Annotated in this window: 15 protein-coding genes and 2 pseudogenes; 6 read left to right on the top strand and 11 right to left on the bottom strand. The window is 43.3% G+C overall.

The window, feature by feature from the left end:
- Positions 1-10: 10 nt before the first annotated feature.
- Positions 11-1,561, bottom strand: coding sequence for a RagB/SusD family nutrient uptake outer membrane protein (locus tag NQ565_RS08800; protein ID WP_040315762.1), 1,551 nt, complete (start codon positions 1,559-1,561; stop codon positions 11-13).
- A gap of 37 nt (positions 1,562-1,598) precedes the next feature.
- Positions 1,599-4,877 carry a SusC/RagA family TonB-linked outer membrane protein gene (locus tag NQ565_RS08795; RefSeq protein WP_005655148.1) on the bottom strand — a complete coding sequence of 1,093 codons (3,279 nt, stop codon included), beginning with the start codon at positions 4,875-4,877 and terminating at the stop codon, positions 1,599-1,601.
- 403 nt (positions 4,878-5,280) lie between these two features.
- Between NQ565_RS08795 and NQ565_RS08790 the strand changes: the two genes are divergently transcribed.
- Positions 5,281-5,586 (top strand): MerR family transcriptional regulator, encoded by a 306-nt coding sequence (locus NQ565_RS08790; protein ID WP_005651667.1) that lies wholly within the window; start codon positions 5,281-5,283, stop codon positions 5,584-5,586.
- On the top strand, positions 5,583-5,912 hold the full coding sequence (locus NQ565_RS08785) for a hypothetical protein (protein WP_005655143.1): 330 nt from the start codon (positions 5,583-5,585) through the stop codon (positions 5,910-5,912). Before NQ565_RS08790 ends, NQ565_RS08785 begins: the two co-directional genes overlap by 4 nt.
- Before the next feature lie 110 nt (positions 5,913-6,022).
- On the opposite strand, the gene NQ565_RS08780 is transcribed toward NQ565_RS08785, so the two are convergent.
- The 9 genes and pseudogenes from NQ565_RS08780 to mobA all read right to left on the bottom strand — a co-directional run bounded on the left by NQ565_RS08780 (position 6,023) and on the right by mobA (position 20,166).
- Positions 6,023-7,090, bottom strand: a complete 1,068-nt coding sequence (locus NQ565_RS08780; protein WP_005655141.1) for a hypothetical protein — start codon at positions 7,088-7,090, stop codon at positions 6,023-6,025.
- Positions 7,091-7,126: 36 nt separating this feature from the next.
- Positions 7,127-11,089, bottom strand: coding sequence for an N-6 DNA methylase (locus tag NQ565_RS08775; protein WP_040315826.1), 3,963 nt, complete (start codon positions 11,087-11,089; stop codon positions 7,127-7,129).
- Positions 11,090-11,242: 153 nt separating this feature from the next.
- Positions 11,243-11,422: a hypothetical protein gene (locus NQ565_RS08770; protein ID WP_005655137.1), complete on the bottom strand. Its 180-nt coding sequence runs from the start codon at positions 11,420-11,422 to the stop codon at positions 11,243-11,245.
- Complete coding sequence (locus tag NQ565_RS08765; protein WP_005655135.1) at positions 11,412-11,858, bottom strand: DUF1896 domain-containing protein; 447 nt, start codon at positions 11,856-11,858, stop codon at positions 11,412-11,414. The genes NQ565_RS08770 and NQ565_RS08765 overlap by 11 nt, the downstream gene beginning before the upstream one ends.
- 101 nt (positions 11,859-11,959) lie before the next feature.
- Positions 11,960-13,249, bottom strand: coding sequence for a DUF3945 domain-containing protein (locus NQ565_RS08760; protein WP_005655133.1), 1,290 nt, complete (start codon positions 13,247-13,249; stop codon positions 11,960-11,962).
- Positions 13,250-14,068: 819 nt separating this feature from the next.
- Positions 14,069-15,784: a hypothetical protein gene (locus tag NQ565_RS08755; RefSeq protein ID WP_005655131.1), complete on the bottom strand. Its 1,716-nt coding sequence runs from the start codon at positions 15,782-15,784 to the stop codon at positions 14,069-14,071.
- 570 nt (positions 15,785-16,354) lie between these two features.
- A pseudogene (gene mobC / locus NQ565_RS08750) lies at positions 16,355-18,361 on the bottom strand (conjugal transfer protein MobC).
- Positions 18,362-18,407: 46 nt separating this feature from the next.
- Positions 18,408-19,583: a conjugal transfer protein MobB gene (gene mobB, locus NQ565_RS08745; protein WP_005655124.1), complete on the bottom strand. Its 1,176-nt coding sequence runs from the start codon at positions 19,581-19,583 to the stop codon at positions 18,408-18,410.
- Between the two features lie 148 nt (positions 19,584-19,731).
- Positions 19,732-20,166 (bottom strand): annotated as a pseudogene (gene mobA / locus NQ565_RS08740) (conjugal transfer protein MobA).
- A gap of 784 nt (positions 20,167-20,950) precedes the next feature.
- Between mobA and NQ565_RS08735 the strand changes: the two are divergent.
- The 4 genes from NQ565_RS08735 to NQ565_RS08720 all read left to right on the top strand — a co-directional run bounded on the left by NQ565_RS08735 (position 20,951) and on the right by NQ565_RS08720 (position 22,962).
- The gene (locus tag NQ565_RS08735; protein ID WP_005655114.1) at positions 20,951-21,145 is read left to right on the top strand and encodes a hypothetical protein; all 195 of its coding nucleotides are present in this window, start codon (positions 20,951-20,953) and stop codon (positions 21,143-21,145) included.
- Positions 21,146-21,208: 63 nt separating this feature from the next.
- Entirely contained in the window at positions 21,209-21,619 is a 411-nt protein-coding gene (locus NQ565_RS08730) for a ParA family protein (protein ID WP_005655113.1), read from the top strand.
- A 2-nt stretch (positions 21,620-21,621) separates the two neighbouring features.
- The gene (locus NQ565_RS08725) at positions 21,622-22,050 is read left to right on the top strand and encodes a DUF3408 domain-containing protein (RefSeq protein ID WP_005655112.1); all 429 of its coding nucleotides are present in this window, start codon (positions 21,622-21,624) and stop codon (positions 22,048-22,050) included.
- 3 nt (positions 22,051-22,053) lie between these two features.
- The gene (locus NQ565_RS08720; protein ID WP_005655111.1) at positions 22,054-22,962 is read left to right on the top strand and encodes a hypothetical protein; all 909 of its coding nucleotides are present in this window, start codon (positions 22,054-22,056) and stop codon (positions 22,960-22,962) included.
- Positions 22,963-23,156: the final 194 nt, after the last annotated feature.

Genomic DNA, 23,156 nt, shown 5'->3' with positions numbered 1-23,156 from the left:
GACAAGCGGTTTAATAGCCCGGTGTTTGTTCTACCTGAGGATCTTTAGACATCACTGCTGCGTCAATAGGCCACAACAAATGTTTCTCTACCAAGTCACCCGTAACGTTGATTTGAAGAGCCTTAGCCAAATCACCGTCTTTCATACGGCGAATGTCATACCAATGCTTACCTTCACCTACAAATTCTTTCGTACGTTCTTCTAGGATGGCATCTTCAGCCGTTTCTCCTGACTGCGGATATTTATGGTTAGCATAAGTATCGCCATAAGCACGTTGACGAATACTATTGATATAAGTAGTAGGATCGCCACCTTGCATAGTCACTATCTCAGCCAACAGTAATTGTAAATCTGCATAGCGATAGATAGGCCAGTCATTAGTGAAACGGCGGGTATCATTATCCATTTCACCCATAAACTTAGTCAAAAGAATAGCTGCATCTCCGCCTTCTATTTTATACACATCAAAAAATGTAGTACTACGGCGAATATCATCTTTACTGAACTCATCAAAGAGAGCCTTGGTATACTGAAAATTAGAAGCGGTGCCATTCAGATTCAAAGGGTTCACATTATCCCCAGCATACACATTACCGTCAGCATCTTGGAAACCTACCAAATTGGTGTTTGTAGGATATAAGAATTTACTAAAGAAATTTTCTTTTTCGTTCAATAGGTAACGGACTACAAATATCATTTCCTTATTATCCTTTTTAGCGACATCAAATACATCCGCAAAGCTTGTTGTAGAGGCAAAGCCATACTTCTCCGAATCTATAACGTCTTGTAATGCTTGCTTGGCAGCAGTCAAATCGGCAGACACATCCTTAGAGAAAACATTAGCACCGCCAATCGGTCTTACTTTACATCCCCATAGCAGAATCTCTGCTTTAAGCATTTTGGTTGCCGCTTTACTCCAATAAGAACTCTTGTCCGTAGAATTAATCGTATAGTCATCTTTTTCAAAATAATCGTCCGATGTCTTTATATCCTTCACCAAAAAAGCGTAAATTTCCTCTTCTGTAGCACGGGGCTGATTCAAATCGGCAGGAGTAAAACTACCATCCATCACACGTGCTGTCTCTATCAACGGTACCCCACCATAAGTACGGAATAAGTGGAAATAATAAAAACTTCTCAACCCGTACAGTATGCCCATATAGTAGTTTTTTTCTGTTTCATTCAGAGCATCTGTATCTGGAACAGACTGGATAGCATGGTTAATCTGCATAATATCCATATAGAAATTGCCCCAGTTGGTAATAACAGAATTGGTTACAGTCAGGTTATTATTCACTGCCGCAACATCGCTGATAGATTGGTTAAAAAGAGAGGAGCTCGTTCCTACAAATGTTCCCCCTCGGAGTTCCCCCATTTTGAAAAATATCTCTTGACGCTCACGAAGACGATAATGTAAGCCACGAACATAGCGTTCCACCTGATCTTTTGTACTCCAATAATTACTGATGCCATAGGAATCTACCGGACTTAAGTCCAAGTAATCACATGACTGTATGGCTCCTATCAACAATATCAAGAATATGTATTTTATCTTTTTCATAATACTATCTTTCTTTATGATTTTAATATTAGTAAAGTTAGAACACAACCTTTATTCCCATCAATACAGTCTTAGGCAAAGCATATCCGCCCTTACCGTCATCCTTGGTATTATTTTTAGAATCATATTCGGGAGTATAGAGATTGTTGCTCGTCACATAAAACAGATTCTGCCCGGTGAGCGTTACCGTTACCTTCTCCATCATAGCTTTCTTTGTCCACTGTGAAGGTAAGTCATAACTCAAAGAGATTTCACGAGCACACAGATAAGCAGCATTTTCCCAGAACAAAGAAGTATTACGAGTATAGTTTTTCTTAAAATTAGTATCATTAGTCATTAATACCGGCAATCCTGCTGTAGGATTATCTTCTGTCCATGTTTTCTTGGCGAGTTCCGGAACATTAAAGGAACCGGATGTTATTCCCATGAAATATTGATAACCGCTATTCCACTTCTTATATCCTAGTGCATAGTCGAAACGAGCAAAGAGAGTCAGTCCTTTCCAAGAAGCAGAAGTATTAAAACCACCCATCCATTTAGGTATGGAGTTACCAAACTTTACCTGGTCGTGCGTATCAATGATACCGTCACCATTTACATCGTACCATACAGCATCACCGGGAGCCAGTTTCTGGGCATTCTTCTGTTGCTCAACAGTTAATTGAGCATAGGCCGCCGGACCGTATACTGGTTGAGAAGGAACTTTGTCTACGTAATAAGCATAATTTGCAAGGTCTGCTTCATCACGAACAACATGTGTCATTTTAAAACCATAAATGTCACCATAAGATTGTCCTTCTTGTATACCGCCTCTCCACACTGTTTCATTACTGCCCTTACCTTTATAGACCTCTGTACCGCCCTGACGATTGTTTTCATTACCATTATCAGGTAATTTCAGCACTTTAGACTTAACAAACGTAACATTAGCACCTACATTCCACTTAAAATCTTTACGATCAAAAATACGATAATTCACTTCCAATTCCATACCCTGGCTGCGTACCGCACCGTTGTTGGTTTTCATAGAACCCACACCAGATGAAGCAGACAAAGGCACATCAGCTATCAAATCGGTAGTTTTCTTATTGAAGTAACCTACACTAAAATCGACCTTATTGAATAAACCTAATTCAATTGCTGCATCAAACGAAGTTGTTTTTTCCCAACGCAATCCAGGGTAAGCAATGTCATCTATCAACAAACCATACACACCATTATAATTACCGGCATTAGCATAGCTCCCTTGCAACTCATACAGCCCGATACCATTTACATTACCATTCTGTCCATATCCCATACGTAATTTCATATTAGAAAATATATCCAGATACTTTTCCATGAATTCTTCACGATACACATTCCATGCAGCACTCACACCAGGAAAGAATCCCCAACGATTGTCTACCAACTTAGAATAACCGTCATAACGTCCAGAGAAAGAGAACAAATACTTACTTTTATAGTCATAGGATGCATTGATGAAACCAGACATAATACGTTCCTGCGTATGAGTAGTAGACATATTACGAGTGGACTTTCCATTGGCATCTAAAGGTTCTGTGAACTGCAATCCGATAAAATCATCAGAAGTAGCTCCTTGACCGGATGCTTTAAGACCGAAATTATACTTATCTATCATCTCAAAACCACCTACGGCACTGATGCTATGATCGCCAAAAGAAGTATTATAGTTAAATATAGCATTATAAGTCTGATCTAGGCGACGTGCATAGTCGGCAGAAGCCTTTCGATTAGAATCCACTTTACCCGGACCATTCGGAAGTTCCTTGTTGAAAGATTCTTTTTCAACCATATGAAGATACCACATACCACTCAACTTCAAGCTCAATCCTTTCATAAGGTCTATTTGGAATGAAGTACCCAAAGTTGTCTTGTAGGCTGTATTCCTACGATAGTAATAGTTCTTCATCTCATTCCAGTTGGCATTCTGAGTATTATTGATCAATTTAATGACCGTTCCATCCATGTTGGCACCTTTGAAAGTAGGTGGAACGGCAGGTACTACGCTCCAAAAATTAGCATCACTCATATAGTTAGGATTTGTTTCGGAACGAGAAAAGTTTACAAAACCGGAAGCTTTCAACCAATTCTTAATTTTGTATTCACCATTCAAATTAAAAGATAAACGCTCATAACCAGATTCCAATGGAAAGCCTGTTTCATCATAATATCCAATACTTGAATAGTACTTTCCTTTTTCATTACCACCCGAGAAAGAAATATTATAATCTTGCGTCCAAGCGTCCTGCATATTCAAATCACGCATATTAGTTTCCTTGAACAACAGATAGTTATCGGTAACCGGGTCTTTCATAGACTGCCAACCGTAATCCAGCAAATATTTATTCTTATCGGTCAGAATAGTCGTACTGTAAATACCACTGGCTGTCTGATTTCCATCGGCTGTAATATCATTCCCCGTACCCCAACCATTAACAAGGTTCAGGTCATCCCCACTACGATTTGCAGCCATACGTTCCCAATATAGATAATCACGGGCATTCAGGAAATTGTAGTTGTCACGAGCAAAGCCTTTACCTACATTTACATTCAAAGTAATGGTAGTTTTACCGACATGACCGCTCTTAGTAGTTACTAACACTACACCATTGTTGGCACGAGCACCATAAAGTGCTGTTGCAGCAGCATCTTTCAAAATTTCGATAGACTCAATATCATTACTATTAATATCGTTCATATCATCCTTTTGTACACCGTCAATAATATATAACGGACTACCTTTACCGTTCAAAGAAGCACCGGCACGAACTTGAATAGAAGGTCCTGACCCCGGCTGACCGGAAGTCTGCGTAACACGTACACCAGTAACAGTACCGGCCAAAGCCGTCAACGGATTGGCACGTACTCCCCTCTCCAATACTTCGGAAGAAACTTTAGAAATAGCAGCTGTCAACTTATCTTTAGTTACAGTTTTCCCGTAACCTGTAACGATAACTTCTTGTAAGCCTACTGCATCTTCTTTCATCACAACAATAATACTTTTACGTCCGCTGACGGAAATCTCCTGCTTAGTATAGCCTATGTAAGAGAAAGCCAATACCGATTTGTTTTTTGTCAAAGTTAACGTATATTGTCCATCCAAATTAGTAATAGCGCCATTAGATGTACCAATTTCCAATACAGAAACGCCAATCAGCGGTTCTCCTTCAGTGTCTTTTACAACACCTGTCACTGTCTGTCCTACTTGAGCATATAAGCTACTCAAAGTACAAAACATTACCACTGCCATGAGAATTACTTTCTGACAGTTCTTTAAATGTATTTTTCTCATATTAAAAACTATATATTTCGATATAACTCTCTGAAGATAAGTAAAATATAGAGAGCTTAAAAGATGCAGGTAACGATTTGGATATGGAAGTCCTGCTTCGGGTTACACTGCTTTGCATAGTTTCAAATAACTCACATACAAAAGTAGGAAATATTGGGGATATAACAAAATATTTCCTTGATTATTTCTTATATAAATCTGATTATTAAAGCATTAATAAACATAAATGTGCTTATTGATACTTACCTGTCATAAAATAGCCGGGAACAGAGCCTCCCGGCTATTTTTTTGTCCCGGCTTGTCGTTTTCTGTCTCTTTTTGGCGGTTGCTCAACGGTTGAGTAACCAATGACCTTGTAATATCTCCGTAATATTGCACCATAAACAATAAAAACAAGGTCATTATGAATAACAGAAGAACTGCACCGGGTGGACAGATGACCCACATGCTCAGTACCATACTCGCCAAAGTAACCAACATTGAAAAGTTACTGGCTCCTGCCATACATAACTTGCCTGACAGCGAGATACTGGATTCAAAAGGCGTGCGCCTGCTTACCAAAATGTCCGACAGGACACTTCTAAGACGCCGTAATGACGGTTCGTTGCCTTTCCACCGTGACAAGGGGAAGATTTACTACCGCCGTTCGGACGTGCTGCGTGCCATGTTGCTGGAAAAAGAAGAACACTCTAAAAATAAAAGGTTATGAGAAAGATGATTAAGGTTGAAAGCGGCTCGTTCGCCGCACTCGTGAGAAGTTACAAGAAGTCCCTCAACATGCTGGCCGTGCTGCAACATATCTGCGAGGACAACTGTGTAGAACTCTCCATGCTGCCCGATGAGGTTTGTGAGCTGATAAACCTCGATCCGGCAGAGATTGAGAAGCAGCGTTTGAGCGGACGTCTGCGTTTTGCGGAAGAGGAGAACGGGACCAGGCATTATTCGATTGTGGATATAATCAATCTGAAGGATTCCATTGACTGGAAGGTTATTAACAGACAGGTGGAGAGCCTTTCCTTTGAGGAAGAGGAATGACGGAGTGCCCTTCTTCCCATTACAGACAAGAGTATGGCCGGCAGGCCGGATTTATCCGGGTGCCGGCCATACCTTTGTCATTTCCTGAAAAGCGGCTTTTTGCGGGAAACTTAGGATATTTTTTTCAGCCCGTTTGTCGGGGCGACAATTTCCATTGAGGGTACATGCCTTGCCTTCCGTGGCAGGTCCGGTGTATCGTCACTTTCGCCTGTCGCTTTCTCTCCTTTCATCTCCGGTCCGTCATCCGTTCCGCTTTCATGCCCGCCTGCCGGTTTAAGGGTAAGCTGTATTTTCCGGTTCAGTGTGGCAAGCTCTTCATTCAGACGTTTGATTTCCGCATCCTTGGGCCATGAGGCCGCCACAATCTCCTGAAGGACCGGGATGTCCTTCGACAGCTCCGCGTTCTCCTTCTCCCGTTTCTCTATCATGGCGGGAATGCGTTCCAGCGCATTGATAAAGTTCATGACGGCCAGTTTCGGGTCTTTGGCAATATAACCGTTGTTGTAGGTATATTTGATGCCGTCCAGCCCCTCGACCATGAATTTGTTCTGCAAAGCCTGCATGTCCCCCTCACAGATCCTTTCGGTACGGACAAGGATACGGAAATCGAACAGAGTACCGATTTTCATATAGTCATCCTCCGTCCGGGCATTCCGGTTGATTGCGGCAAGCCGGTTGCCGAGTACCTCGATATTGTCCGAGTCCACACCGTCCAGTTTCAGGGGATTGGGACGGAGTCCGGTTTTCGCATCTGCGGGGGCCACCTTGTTGAAATATTCCCAGTCCCTGGTGAAACGCCCGGTAAAGGCATTGTTTTTTTCTATTCCCGAAGTCCTTTCATTCAGCTTGCCTTTCGCGTTTCCCTTGTTACGGTGGAATGCCTGCCTCTCGCTTTCGAGGACCGCCAGTTTCTTGTCCAGCTTCGCCTTTTCCAGCAGGTCGTCGTTGCCTGAAAGGATGGCCACGTATTCGCTGAAACTGCCGCCTCCGTTTTCGTCAATCGCCCCCTCGTCAATGGTACGGGTGGCCAGATTGCGGCTTTTGAGCTGGTTGATGAACACCTGCTTGTTTTGCAGCAGGTTGAACTTGTAGCTGTCCAGTGACTTCTCCACCGCATAGATATAGCAGTCCACCTTGTTGCCGGCGTACTGCTTGGCGATGATATTGCCTTTTCTCACCGCACGTCCGTTGCGCTGCTCCAGGTCGGACGGCCTTCAGGGTATGTCCAGATGATGGATGGCCACGGCCCGTTCCTGTGCGTTGACACCCGTACCCAGTTTCTGTGTGGAACCGAAAAGAAAACGGATGCGGCCCGAGTTCATGTCCCTGAACAGTTCCTTGCGTGCGTTGTCGCTGTTTGCTTCCTGAATGAACTTTATCTGCTTTTCCGGAATATTATGGTCTTCCACGAGTTTGCGCCTTATCTCACTGTAGATGTTCCACTGGTCGGGTTTATAGGTACTCAAGTCTGAAAAAATGAACTGTGTGCCTTTCTGGTCGAGATATTTATAGTAATATTCCGCAATCTTGGCCGCGCAATGGGACGCCTTGTTTCCCGGACTGTCGCCGTATTCAGGGTCTATCAGCCGCATGTCAAGCGACATCTTGTTCGAGTAGTTGGTGGCGATCAGCATCTGTGCCTTTTCTTCCGCCTTGGACAAAGGTTCTCTGTCTATGTAGGCCGCATCCCCGGTTTCAGCGAACTTTATCAGTTTCTGAATGAAAATCTCCTGTTGGGGAGTGGGCGGTATGTGATAGAGTTGCTCGTTGAGTTCCGGCCTGTCAACCCCTACGTCCTCGGCCGTTTTGTAATCGGTTATCTCCGCATAGAAATTGGCGAGTTCCGGCACTTTGATAAAATAGCGGAAACGCTCTTTCTGCACGACCTGGTTGGTCACGGAAAATTCAAAGTCCGTGCTTTTCTTCGCATAGACGGCCGCCCAGCCGTCAAAACAGGTGATCCCCTGCCGCTCCATTTCCTTCGGACGGAGATATTTGAAAAGGAGATAGAGTTCCGTCAGGCTGTTGGAGATGGTCGTACCGGACAGGAAAGTGGCCCCCAAATCCCTCCCTGTACGCTCCTGTATGGTACGGATGGCGAAAAGCATGTTCATGGCCTTCATGCTTCCTTCGGGGTTTCCCAGACCGGAAACTCTTGCATGGCGTGTATTGAACATCAAGTTCTTGAAGTTGTGCGATTCGTCAACGAAGAGGTGGTCAATGCCCATTTGCCTGAAATCGGTCACGTCATCCGTCCGGTCTTTTATATCCTGTTCCAGCTTTTCAAGTTTGGCCTCAAGGTTTTCCTTTCTTTTTTCCAGCCCCTTCTTTATCCAGCCGCTCACTTCATTGCCCTGCTGCTCGAATACTGCGAGATTTTCTTCGATGCTGTCTATTTCCTGCGTATATATTTCCTGCTGTATTTCGGGAGATTGGGGTATTTTTCCGAACTGGTCGTGTGTCAGGATGATACAGTCCCAGTTATTATTTTTGATGTCATGGAATATTCCGACACGTTTCTCCGGTGTAAAGTCCTCCTTGCCCGGATACAGCACTCTGGCGTTCGGATAGGCTCTCTTGAACGTGTCGGCTATGTCATGCACATTGCTTTTGAGTCCGATAATCATCGGCTTGTTCGCCAGTCCGAGTCGTTTCATTTCAAAGGCGGCTATGCACATGATAAGGGTTTTGCCGGTACCTACCTGATGGTCGATTATACCGCCGCCGTTCATCTTCAGCATCCATACGGCATTCTTCTGGCTGTCGTACAGGGACGGTATGCCCAGTCCTTTCAGGTCAAGGAACGGGAAACTCTGTAGGGAGCCGTCGTAATCGGGACGTACATAGCAGTTGAACTTGCGGTTGTACATGTCCGCAAGGTTCTGCTTGAACTCGGGCAGCTGCTCGTTCAGCCAGCCGGTGAAGGCGGAGCGTATCTCGTTGATTTTGGTGTCGGCAAGCTGGATGGCCTCCGCGTCACGTACCTTTATGTCATTGCCCTCCTTGTCCTGAACGGTCTTGGTTATGTCGGGGACGGTGTTGTGCAGCGCATGTTTCAGCAGGTCGTTTCCGTAATAACCTCTTTTTTCCCCTTTCACATAATATCTGTCGGTGATGTTCGCGTTCGTTTCTTCAAAACTCACACTGAACTCGTCGATGGATTCCGTATAGTGGATATGGGCTTTTGCCTCAAAAAGATAACCGGCAAACTCTTCATATACGGATACGGGTATCCACCTTTCTCCCAGATTAAAATCAAGCAGTTCGAAACTGATCGGCTCCGGTATGGCTTTCTGCAAGGCTTCCAATGATTTCTTGCTTGCGTCGTCATCGGGATAGTCTTTCAGGTAGTTCTCTATCCATTCGACTTTGGCCACTACATTGCCCGCTATGAAACGGTCCTTGATTTCATAGTTCTTCATCATAGGATTGTAGAAGATACGGTTTTCCAGTTGTGTGAGCAGTTCCTGCCTGCCTGTTTCACTGAGATTTTCCATATATTCCAGATTGACCTCCCCGAACTTGTTCAGGGATGCCGCAAGCGCTTCCTGCGGTGTATCCACATGTGTCACTTCATTGGCGTTGAACGATACGGGAACAGAAAAGATATCCGCCTTCTGTATCTTGCCGTTAACGGAACGTTCCAATGACAGTATTTCCCGTCCTCCGGCATCCATCAACAGGAACTTGGCATTGTCCTTTCCGTTCAATTCCCTGAACATGCGGTAAAAACTGTCATACCGCTTGACCAGTTCTTCCCGTAGTTCCGGCTGTTCGGTTTCCGTTTCGGCTTCCTTATTGTAGAGATTGTGGTAGGCTTCACGGAGCGGGATATAGTAGGCGGCCCGGTATTGTTGGGTGACTGTCAGTTTAAGCGGATGGAATTGTGCTTCGGGAGTACCCACCCCCCTTAAATATCCGTATTGCTCACCCGATTTCACGATGGAGCCGTTCTTGTATTCGGGACGTATCTCTCCGGTAAACGGTCGTGGTTCCATTTCTTTCTTCCGCTCTTCCTCGAATTTTTGTCTGCGCTCCTGCCATTTTGCTTCCGCTGCCGCCCGTTCCCCGGTCAGGTCTTCCTGCGTGGCGGCTTCATCGTACATGTTCTCTTGGGAGAAAAGATTGAACATTTCCGGTTCATTCCCTTTCTTTTTGCGGGATACCGACGGTGCCCGGCTTGGTGAAGGTCTGCTTTCTACGACTTGCACCTCCGCTTGCTCTTCATCCGCATAGGCGGCAAACAGGTTGAGCATGGGTTCATAGGACTGTGCGGGGCTTTTTTCCTGTACCTCCTGCCGTTCTGCCTCTCCTGCTGTTTCCAATAGTGTCTCAAACTCCGTTTTGAGGATGGTGGAATTGTTTGAGCGGGATAGATTGTCATCATAAAGTTTCCGGTCAAGATGGTTCTCCACATCTTGTGCCAATAACTGCCTGAGATGTTCGGAAATGGCGCCGACACCTCCTTCATGAATAAAATTCATGGCCGGTTGTCCGTACATGTTTTTGCCCATAGATACGGAAGTATGGACGATATGGTCTAAATCGGCATAGCTGTTGTTGATATGGATACCGCCGGATATGATGCGGGTCTCGATAAAGCTCCGCTCCTTTTCGGTCAGTTCCAATTTTCGGGTATTCTTCTGCAATACGATCAGGTCGCTGCCCACTTCCGTACCTGCATCGGTAAACAGATTGTCCGGCAGACGTATGGCTGAAACAAGATTGGCATGGTTCACCAGCCATTCCCTGACGGGACGGTTCTGTGGCGAGTCCATGACGCCCGAAGTCGTGATATAGGCCAGTATCCCGCCTTCGTGTAACGTATCCATACCTTTGAGAAAGAAATAGTTATGTACGGCAGCAAGTGAGGATTTACGCACGACGTCTTCGCTCCGGTCAAAATCCCGGTCATAAACTCTGGTATTTCCAAACGGTATATTGGATGAAACCATATCGAAGTAGTTATTATAATAGGGCTGTATGGACTGGAAACCGTCTATGGTCACTCTGCTTTCCGGATAGAGGGATGAGAGGATTTTTCCCGTGAGCTTGTCTTTCTCGAAACAATGGACTTCGGATACATCCTTTAAGCCACTGATAAACATGCCCGTTCCGGCAGAAGGGTCAAGAAAACGTCCCGGACGGATTCCCGGTAGCTGCAAGGATTCCTGCATGGCCGTTACCACCGGTTCCGGTGTGTAAAAGGCTGTGAGAGAGGAGTTTTTGAGGCTTTGGACGTATGCCTTGTATTCTTTTTCGTCTTTGGAATACTCACGCAACAGTTCATGCAGCAGTCGGACTTGGGGAAACAGTTCCCTGTCTGTCGTTCATCTTTCAATGTCCGTGTCCTTTTCCGCCGGATTCAGGATGCATTTCAATCCCCCGAAACCCGAATAACCGTTCAAAACCTTGCGTCCCTCTTCCGTGAGACAAAACTCCGGGCGCATGAATATCCATTCAAGTGCGGCTATGTTGTCCGCCAAATGTTGTCGTTTGTTATATGCCATATTGTTCTATATAAAATTGTATGAAACCTGTTAGTTCAACGGTAAGTGTATGATAGGACGGGGATGATTCAAACCGGTCATCTATGGGATATTTGCTGAATACTGTTTCTGCGGGTGACAATACTTTCAGGCAGAAATCCGTCCGTCTTTCAGGCCGTACTTCGGGAAACCACTCCGACACGACCTCGAAAATCGTATCGAATTTGGAAAAACGCAAGTCCTGATAGAGAACGGCCTCGGCCAGTTGCAAAGCCTGCGTAACGGATAAGCCGTCACGTATGGCACGTTCGTAGCTGCCTGCCGCCTCGTCGGCCCGCGCCCGGACAAGCGTTTTGTCATCGACAATATGCGGATAGCTTTCCTTTAAATAAAGAAGGAGAGTTGTCTCAAAATAGGATAATTCTCCGGTTGCGGTATTTTTATCTTGTATAGTCATTTGTTTTCGCTTTAAAATGTTAATCGGATATTAAACATATACCCGGCTGTCATAAAAGAGAACCGGGTATATATCTGATGTAAACATGAATAATCTGTCTATTACATGACTGAAAGGCTCTTTTTTGACCGGGCCTTTACAGACGCCACATGGCGGGGTACCTGCTGTTTCACCTCCTTTTTCTTGTCATTTTTCTTACTATCAATAGTGGGTTTGTATTCACGGGCGTTACGTCCTATCAGCAGTTGGTTGCTCTTGTTGCTGAAACGTACATCATCGGAAAATACCCTGCCTTTGTAGCGCATATTCTCAACGAACACCATTTCATGGTTCTGGAGCATCTTCTTTTGCTCAGGAGTGATTTTGGCACCCATGATAGTGTCGTTGACCTTCAGTTGTTCACCGGACTGCTTGAATGCGATGTCCATTATTCTCGGATCGACGAAAGCAACTCCGGAAAGCAGCGTATCGTTTTTGCGCTGTATGTCGTTGATGGGAAGCCGGCCTCCTGACGCAAGGATTTGCTTCTGTTTGTCATCCAGCCTTTTCCCGTAGATATAATCGGGTATCTTGATGGCATTCACGGGCATGGTAATGATACGGTTGCTCGGTTCATGGAAAGATACATAACAGTTGCAGACTGTTCCCGTATGGGTATCCTTCATCTCCTTGATTGCCCCCAAAGTTCCGGTGTCTTTAAGCGACTGCTTTTCCTCGTCCGTGAATACTCCTTTATAGGCAGGCAGGTCATACTGCGGTTTGTCAAGCCTGCTTAAAGTTTTCAGTTGCACCTTGCCGTCCTCCCCTTTGACACAGAGGAAACAGGCTTCCCCCATATCCTTCTTTTCACCGTTCACTTCCTTACTGATGGGGAAAGCCATAGAGGTAATCCTTCCTTTCAGCATCTCACCCATGCAGTGGTTATCAAACAAGAGTTGCTTGTCAACTCCCAATGCGGCGAGTTCTTTCCACGGAAGCTGGTGTTCGTCAAACTTATACCGACGGGCAAGTTTGGCGATACGTCCTTCATCGTTGAGTTCGCTGTTCTCCACCAGTTTTTTGCCTTCCACTCCGGGGTCTTCCCCTTTTCGGATCTGGACTACGGCATTCAGTGTCTTTTCCAAAAGGACAAGAGGTACGAGGAAGAAACTGAAACTCGTGGGATTTTCGTACTGGTTCTTGAAATTGGTGAAGAATAGTTCCAGTGGTGAGGTACGGTCCAGTTTGAGGAAACTGCTGCTGTTCTTCTTGTCGGGTGGCACGATTTCGAGACTACCGTCCTGCTCGTTCATTTTGGAAACGACTGCGGTTTTGTTCGTTCGCTTGTCAAGGATGGCCATTACATGCTCGTCCTGACTCTGTTCTTGTTGTTCTTGCTTTTTCTTAGCCATGAAATCAATAATTTAAGTGATACAATAATTAATCAATACCGGGTAAACTTTAGCCCGTCGGTGCGAATGTAGAGGTTTAATTGATAGAGCACTATAGTCTTGAAGTCAGTGAGAATAAATGGCGGGGATTGGCGTTCATTGACGTAGAAGAAAAGATATAGCTGATCTCATTTTACTATTTTTTGTTTAGCAAAGGTTTGGATCAACTCATCATGCTCTTTTATAGTTGGAAACAGTTTCTATAATTACAAATTATCCGCTAATTTATTTATTCAATTTATGATTATATCATTTTTGCATTCGTAATGTTAATGCGTATATTTTGTTAATTTATTACTGAGAACAGAAAAATCTCAAAGAACTCTAACACTAACTTAATGGAATATAGAAAGAAAATTGACATACCGTGTTTTACTAATAAGTTGCACTTTATTGCATGAGTAAATAGAATCGGGAATAAATAAAAAAAATGGATGGTAAGAATACAAAATTTCTATTGACAAAGTCAGTACTTACTACATGATAAGAGCTAAACTATAAAAAAGATCTTGCATAGGCCAAGATGAAAAATATTCAATACGATTATAGAGATGCAAATGGTATGTTCTATTACTATTTAAACTCTATTTTAGAAAAAGTATATAAACAGTACAACAAGTGGCTACTGTCTAAAATATAATAGACTAATGCAATTGAGTGGTGAAGAACTTACTGCCACTTTTGTCAGTGAGTTAAGACTGCAAAAAGTGGCAAAATACTCTTGAAAACCTCCTAATTACCGAATATTATTTTTTGCAAAAAGACAAACTATTGTATAGCTTATTTGCGTTTGAGTGCATTATTGGGTAAAAACTCAGCACGAAATTCATTGAGTAACTTGCGAAGTTTATATTTAGGATATAATTGTAACATAAAATCGGCATAAGAAATAAATCTATCAAATAATCCATTTATTCCATTCTTTCTAATAAGCGATTTGTAATGTCGTAGATAATTGTGATATTGATTAATCGAATCTGCAAATCGAATTTTTCCATTAGATAATTTTTCAGAAAAAAGAATTAAAGTATTCATATCAATAACCGTAAGTTCAGATACATATTTGCCAAAGTTATTAGTTATATCACGAAATTCTCGTGCAAGGAGAGAATTTATACCATGTTGATTAAATTGTGAATCAGCTATTACAAGAATAGGATAAATAGTAACTCGATTAGAATTATAATCTTTATCGAAAGGAAATTCTTTTTGTAAGATACGTTGAACATTATCTGCTAATTGGGAAACACCAAGCTTACTTTCTTTTCCATTAGATTGTCTCACTTTTACAAATTTGCTAAAAAGAGTATTGCGTATAGACTTATATTCACGTGCCATACGTAAATCTGCTTTTATTCTCACATCTTTATGTTCAAAAACAAAGATTGAATTTTTTATTCTCACATAATAATCGGGTTCACCTTTGATAAGATGTTGCTCTTCCATTTGTTTACCAGTAATACAAACGGCATTATTGATATTACCAAAAATACATTGCATAAAATGATAGAAAAGAAATTCTTCAGAAAAACGTTTGTCATAATCACCAAAAAATTGTTGAGGTTTAAGACCGCTGGCTTTCATTAACTGAAATACCACACTGCTATATATTTTCTGAATTAGAAATATATAATTGATTAGTAAGTAATGGTTTGGCATACATTCTAACAATGGTCTGTCACGGAAAGCAATATAATCTTGATTATCTTTCAAAGAAATTATCTCATTTATATTCATTTTGTAATCAGGTGCATAATCATCGGTTAGCTTTAAAGGAACATCACGATGTTTATTATAAGCATTATAAATAGCTAAATTCTTGTAACCATACCAATGAGTAGATGCTATATTATGAGTAGTAAGAAATTGTTGCATATAATTTGAATAATCTGCATTTTCGCGACAAAATTGGCACAGTTCCATGTACTTAACTAATTCTGATAGTGCAAGTAATTTTGCTTGTACACCGGTAAATGAGTAAAACGAGAAATTATTTGCCAATAAAATTTGCTCCATCCATTGGTCATCATGTTCTTTAAGAAGTTCTTGTAGTTCTTCATCATTCACATTGGATAAGTCGAAAATTTTATCATTTATCAATAAAATGGCTTGGCAGAATAGTTCTAAGCTTTTTTGTTCTGAAGGGGGAGTCGCTGATGGTTGTACGGCAAACTCTTGACGTAAAAGTTCTAAAAGGGTTACATCGCATATAAGTATATTACGCCCTTTTTCTATTTCTGGATGTAATGAACACTGTTTGTCGATATATTGCTGTACCTCTTTTTTTAGTTGTCTTCCATAAGGCCAATCTCCTTTACTACATATTTTATCAATCACTTCACGAATATCTATATTAATATAGTTTTCCCGGAAATCAGTAAACATATCAATAAACCGTTTTCTTGATAACTGACACAATAAATCATTAATACTTGGTATAGCTGCATTGGGATATATATCATGATAACCCAATTGTACTTGAAATTTATACTCCATCTTTAGTGCAATTAGTAGGTAAAATATATCTAATAAGAATGTGACATTGATAATAAATTCATTTACTCTTGTTTTACATATGCTCTTTCAAACAAGAAAAATGTATATTCATATTTAGTGTTATCAAATCTTTCAAAAGATAATTAACTTATATGCAATATTCGCTAATTTTTTTGATAATTGCAAATTTTCTTTTCCAATATCCAATAATCAATCTATGAATTAGTAAAAGGCTAATTCTTTATGGTAGGGATTGGCTCTAATCATTAGTATTATTTAACTTCAACCCAGAAAGATAGTAATTATTTAGTAGATATAACATTCTGTCATTCTGAACAAAGCGAAGAATCTCTTTCTTTAAAAAACGATAAAGAGAGGAGATTCTTTGTCGCTACGCTCCTCTGAATGGCGGATAATATGCGTATTTTCATACCTCCATATTCTCCTGTAACCTAATACAATTGACAGCACTTGCAATTCGGATTAAAAATAAGAACATTAGTAGGAGCTAATATCCAAACACTTATACTATTATACTATTATCCTAATTACAAATAATATATAAATATTTTAGTTCTCACTCAACAAATGTTTGAGTTCCGGATCACTTTCTATGCGGATTAGCTCATTCTCTACAAGTTCCACAATATCCTGCTTGATTTGCCGGTAGTTGGCTTGTATCTGCTGCTCCATTGTATCATTGCCCTCCGCATCCAGAAAGCTGCTGATTTCAGGAATGGGCTGGTAGGCCGCCGTCTCTTTCTGTACGGCTTCATTGTCAACGACTATCTGCGCATGGAAAATTTTCTGTTCGATTATCTCTCCGAAGTTGTCGGCTACCGCACCGACAAATATTCCCTGACTCAATGTACTGATTTTGCTGGCAGGTATCAGACTGTCCAGTTGTGTGTTGATGGAAGTGGATGTATCGTTGCGGTTGATACTCATAGATTCTCGTTTTTGTAGGATTTTCCCGAACCGTTCTGACAAGGTTTTGGCCGTTTCACCCACTACCTGACCACTGAAAACATTACCCACAGTTGACATGATTACGGCGGCCTCCTTGTCGCCGTAGTCGCGCTTCAACTGGCTGAAGTCCTGAAAACCTAATACAACCGCCACTTTGTTGCTTCGTGCCGTGGCAATCAGATTATCCAGACCTTTAAAGAAAATGGTGGGTAACTCGTCAATTATCACACAGCTTTTCATTTGCTTCTTCTTGTTTATTAACTTCACAATACGGGAGTTATACAGACCTAAAGCTGCTCCATAAATAGAAATTCTATCGGGATTGTTGCCCACACATAAAACCTTAGGCTCTTTGGGATTATTAATATCCAGCGTAAAATCACTGCCGGACATTACCCAATAGAGTTGCGGGCTTATCAGTCGGGAAAGCGGGATTTTGGCGGATGCAATCTGCCCCATAAGCTGCTCGCTGGCACCTCCTTTCCATGCGTCAATGAACGGACTCAGATAGTTCTCAAGTTCGGGATAGCTTGTCAGAATGGTGAATACATCCTCGTACCTTTTGTTCAATAGTTCTATCGCATGAGGGAACGTACAATACTTGCCGTTTTCATACAACTTCAAGAACCATATTATCGCCGTAAATAATACAATCGGGGATTCCACAAAGAAGTCTCCCTGCTTTTGCACCCACGACTTATTGAGGTTAAGCATGATGGTGTACGACGATTCGTAAGCATCTGAAATATCCGTCATCAGCTCTGGTGACAATGGATTACAACGGTGGCTTTTCCTCGGATTATCGAAATTGATCACATAAAATTTAGGTGGAACCTTATAGCGGTGTCTGTACTTGAGCAAATGATTGTAAGCGATAACCGACAGGTCGTCAAACTTAAAATCATATATATAAAGCGCATAGGATTTCTCTATAGTCTGCTTTATAAACTGGTTGACAATGGCATAGGACTTCCCGCTGCCCGGTGTTCCTAATATCATTGTTGCTCGAAAAATATTAACAAGGTTGATAAATCCGTTGTAAGTTTTCCCTCTATACCAGAATTTGGTTGGCAGATTGACGGAATATTCGTTTTCCATCAATTTTGTTTCCTGCATGAACGATTCATTCTCGGTATTGAAAACGTCCTCCAATAAATTGTTCTTCAACAGACGGCTTATCCATAAACCGGATGCTAACAGACTAAAAAAGCCGCTGATCAATGTTGTGGTATAAAGTACCGCACACACACCGGATGATGCACTAATGGACAGCAACCACCAGTTCAGGAAAAAGAGTATGGTGCCCACTATGGCCGCAATGAAAATCTGCCTTCATGTGATTTCATGCTTCTTTACTCCCTTATTGCCCATGCAGGACAGACCGAGGAAAAGGACACAGAACAGTTTTGTATAAAGCAGGGACGAAAACAATCCGGTGGTGCGTTGGAAGTTGGATAGTATTTTATCCACTATGCCAAGCGTTCAGCCCATTTCGTGGAACCAGCCGTAACAAAACCAATAGATGTGTATCGCCAAAAATAGAAAACTGATGGCCCGCATAAAGTCTGTGACTTTGGCAAGACCTCTTAAATCATCTTCATTCTGCATAATTGTAACTATTAAAATTAAACTTCTTGTTCTATACTTTATTATATTATAACCTGCGCCTTCGCTTCTTCTTTTTCTTGCGTCCATAGCGGAAAGCCGGATCAATGTACTCGTGTGTATGGTCGTCTTCCATAAGTACAGAGAAAATATCAACAGCACCGAGTGCAGATGTATCAATCAGGCTGCCGGAGGATTCATTCTGATTTTGATTTTCCTGCTGCCGGTATTCCACACCTTCCTGCCTTTCTTCCGCTTTTGTTTCCCTCTCCTGACAGGACGGTTCCTGCTCCGGTTGCGGTATCAGTCTTTCACGGTCTGCATCCGGGTTGTTAAATAATTCGTTGGACACATTGGCTGAAAAGGCTTTGCCCAAACGCGAGCCGTTGAACACTGCCCGAGTGGTATGGTCTATGAAGGTGATACCATACAGACGTCCTTCGGGATTGATACGGTAAACCACCTCTATATCCGCATCTTTCAGCCTTCGGACAAAATTTTCTTTCGTGCCGATGTCCTGCATGGCTTTAATGATTTCCTGCCTTGTCCTTTCTGCAAGTTTGTCCTTCTTCACCTTTTTAGTAGAAGCGGTAAACTTTTTTTGCAGTGCTTTATAGCCCAATACCTTTCCGAACTTACTGGATTTGAAAGGCGTGCCTACCTGCCTCCCGTCATCATCCAAAGCTCCGTACATGATGCCGTGGTATTCCTTTCCGTCCACGCTTCCCCTGACTTCATAAACAGTGACGTTATACAAATTCAGAAGGGTGTTGTATTCGGCAAGTGAATGGCAGTTGTAGCATTCCAGTAATGTACGGGCGGTATGCTTTACCTGCGCTTTCACGTTGCCTTTCGGATAATCCACTTTTTGTAGGGATAGTAGTTCCCGCTCACCATGTTCTCCGAGTGTGGGATGAAGCCCGTACTTCACTTCCATTTCACGACAGATGTTCTGTGCCCGGACGGCTTCCCGGTTGTGATCTATCTTTTCTCCTTTCTCGTTGATGCGTACCGAAACGATGTGCATGTGTTTGCGGTTGATGTCTTCGTGCAGCCAGACCATATAAGGCTGGTTTCCGTAACCGAACTTTTCCATAAACTCCTGCGCCAATACGGTCATCTGTTCTTCCGATAGAATGTCTTTCTGGGAAGGATTCAATGAGATATGGATAACCGGTTTCTTGACGTGTGAATTGAGTGCGATGTAAGGTTCAAAAGCCTGCACACAGTTTTCAATCGGTACATTGCCGGAGGTGTCGGCCGCAATTTTCGGATGTCACAATACCTTTGCCGTACCGTCGTCAACCTTTATCTTATTATAGGCAATCACGCCATAGAACGAACTGCCCGACGTAATATTCGGTACCATGATGTTATTTATTTTTAGTGAGATACTCCTTTTCGTACCGCTTTGTCAGTTCGATAACCTGCTTGCATACTTCTTCCAGTTTACGGGTTTCTTCGGTAAGTTTGTAGAGAAACGCAAGCGATTTCTTCTCCCCGTAAATGGTATGGATGGTCTTTACACATTGGTTGTAGTTGTTCCCGATGCGTCGGAACTGCTGATAGAAAGCGGTGAGCTGGGCGTAGTATTCCTGCGCTTCCTTATCAATCTTCACTACCTTGAACTCTCAACCGAAGATACGGGCGAAGATAAATTCGGCTTTGTTTTTCATGCCCGATTGCTCGAACATGGAGATAAACTTTTCGTCTTCCTCGTCATTAAGACAGAGGTAATAGCGGTGCGTGCGCGGGTCTGCCAGCACCTTGCGCCCTGCGGCACCACGGATTCTTGTTTCATCTTTCATAACATGAATAATTTAGGAAGTTCGACTTAGGAGAACTGACACCCCCGAAACACCTTTCGGGCGAGACTTTCAGCGGGTGGAAATATTTTCAACCGCTGAAAGTACACCTCGCTATATGCTAGCGCATATTAAAATCCGGCTGTGCCGGATTAAAGGTCTGAAGGATTGTCTGACGTTCTCTTATCGAGAACGGGCTGCGCTCTCCCGGCAACAAAGGTAGATAGTTTTTTCTGTCCGTGCATCATGGCGTATCACGCCAACACCCGCCAATGAATGACTTTGAAACCGAGTATACTTCATGGATGCTCTTTTTGAGGTTTATTTGTAGCCGGATAGCTGTTTAAACGGATAAACGGATATGCAATCAAGTAGATATTCAGACAGGCATTTATCCGGATATATGGCTATACATATATATAAATGTATAGACGGATAAACAGATATTCGGATAAATGGCTATGCAATCAGACATGTGAATAGCTGTCTGGATATGTACATAGCTATATAATTGAATAGCTATATAAACAGATAGCCGGATAGCTAAGTAGCTGCATAATTAAATAACTATATAGCTAATCAGACAAACAGATAACAGAATGAGTAACCGGACAGACAGCCGAAAAGACAGGTGGCTGTTCATCCGACTGTCTATAAATCAATTTATTCATTTAAATCAGTAACAATGGAAAAGAGAAAGAAAACCGTGTTCGTTTCGTTCGCCTCCCAGAAGGGCGGCGTGGGTAAATCAACCTTTGCGATTTATGCGGCATCGTGACTGCATTATGTGAAAGGTCTGAATGTGGCGATAGTGGATTGTGACTATCCGCAGCATTCAATCATCAAACAGAAAAAGCGGGATATGGAAGTGGTAAAGACCACACCCGCCTATCAAAATCTTCTGGTGGAACAGGCCGGGCGGTTGAAGAAGAAGGCTTATCCGGTTATCGGCAGTACCCCTGCGGATTGTATGACGGACTGAAGGGCGTTTGAGGAAAAGGCGGACGTGCATTATGACGTGGTACTGTTCGACCTGCCCGGAACAATGGGCAGTGACGGGGTGATTGCCACAATCAGTGCGCTCGATTACCTGTTCGTACCGATAAAGGCAGACCGCCTTGTGCTGGAAAGTACGCTGAATTTTGCCACGACTGTCAATGACCGCCTGATAAAGACCGGTATCTCCAATTTGAAAGCCTTGTGTATGTTCTGGAATATGGTGGACCGCAGGGAACGTACCGTTTTATATGACATTTACCAGCAAGGTTTCTCCCTCTTGGGACTGGACTGTCTCAAAACCCGTATTCCCGTGCGCAGTAACTTCACCAAAGACCTCGCCATTACGGGCGGCCCGGTTTACCGGAGCACCCTGTTTGCACCGGATGCGGGCTTTACGAAGGAGTGCGGCTTCGATGCGCTTATGGATGAAATCATGCGGACAATCAAAATCGTATAGTCATGGTAAAGAAAACGAGTGAACAGAATCCGGTGGATGAAGCCTACCTGCGCAGCCTGATGGCGGGTAGCCCGCCGGAAAGGGTTACATCGTCTGTTCCCCAAAAAGGGGAAACGGACAGGGAAACGGCAGAAGAAACAAAGACGGAATTTGAGGCGGAAGAGATGCCGGAAAAGGCCGCATCTAAAACGCTGAAAGCCGCACTGGCCGAATTTATGCGGAGATTCCTCACCCCTTACAAATGTGAAGGCAGGCAGGGTGTCTATATAGACAAGGAACTGCATCAGAAAATATCGGTCATTGTCGGCATTGCCGGTAAACGGCAGTTGACGGTGGGCAATTACATTGACAATGTATTGCGGGAACATTTCGAGAAACATTCGGATGAGGTGAAGGCATACTGCCAGAAGAGTTACAACAAAATATTTTAAGCTATGGATATACGGTCATGTTATGAAGCCGGAGCGGTTCTGTTCTGGCTGCTGTTCGCCTATCTGTTCATGGACAAGTTCCTGTTTAGGGGGCAGCTTGGCGAGATATGTTTCGGGAAGGCACGCTGCCGCATGGCGAAAGCCCTGCGGAGTGCGGCAGGCTGGTTCGATCCGGTGAAAGAGGAGCGGAAGAAGGGACGCGGACGGGCGAAAGGGAAAACGGGCAGGAAAGAGACTCCGGCAGTCGTGAAAACGCAGGAGAAAGAGCTTCCACCCGTCAAGGCGGAGATGAAGCCCATGGAAAAGACAGCGGAGAAAAACAGTGAACAAACGGTGGAAAAACAGCCTGAGACGGACAGCCTTGTCGTCACAAGAAGCTACGGGACACGCCAACAGCCGCCAATGAACGCCAGCGGTTCCGGAGCTATTGCAGGAACTGAAAATGCCTCTACTTTTGCCGGTGGAAACGAAAAGACATCCCCCCGCAGGAGTGCACAGGTTCAACCTGAACGTATTCCCGATTTATTCCAGGACAAGCGTGTGGAAGAGTGGCGGGCCTCCGGGGTTGACAGTTCCGCCGGGCATGAAAGCGATGACGGTGAAACCGGAAACGGTGACGGGGTGGATACGGACGAGTTGAATGAGGAACTGGAAGATTTGAACTGTGCCCGTGAGGATTATTCAGAGGTACCCGGCATAGGGCCGGAAGAGATAGACTTGATTATCGACCTGTGTAACGGCAAGGATATTCCGGCAGGCAGACGGCTGTCTCTGTTGAAGGCTATCCACCATATCAAGGATACGCGAATTGAACGTTCAATATTGGCAAGTATCAACGGCAGCGACAGCCGTATCAGCAAATTTCTGGATGATGCCGAGCGAATGGGCGGGGCTGCTCCGGACAGTGACTAACCAATTTAAAAAAGGAGGTAACGATGACAAAAGGTTATTTTGATACGGGTTGATCCGGAAAAACGGATTACCCGAAAACAGAGAGAATTTCTTTTAGTACATAACCATCAAACAATACGGCCATGACAAAAGGCTATTACGATTCGGGATGACATGCCCGTCCCTTACCCGAAAAGACAATACGAATTATTCAC

This window comes from Bacteroides stercoris ATCC 43183, from assembly GCF_025147325.1.
Taxonomy (GTDB): Bacteria; Bacteroidota; Bacteroidia; order Bacteroidales; family Bacteroidaceae; genus Bacteroides; species Bacteroides stercoris.
The sequence above is the reverse complement of the archived record's forward strand: the minus strand, read 5'-3'. Positions and strand labels throughout refer to the sequence as shown.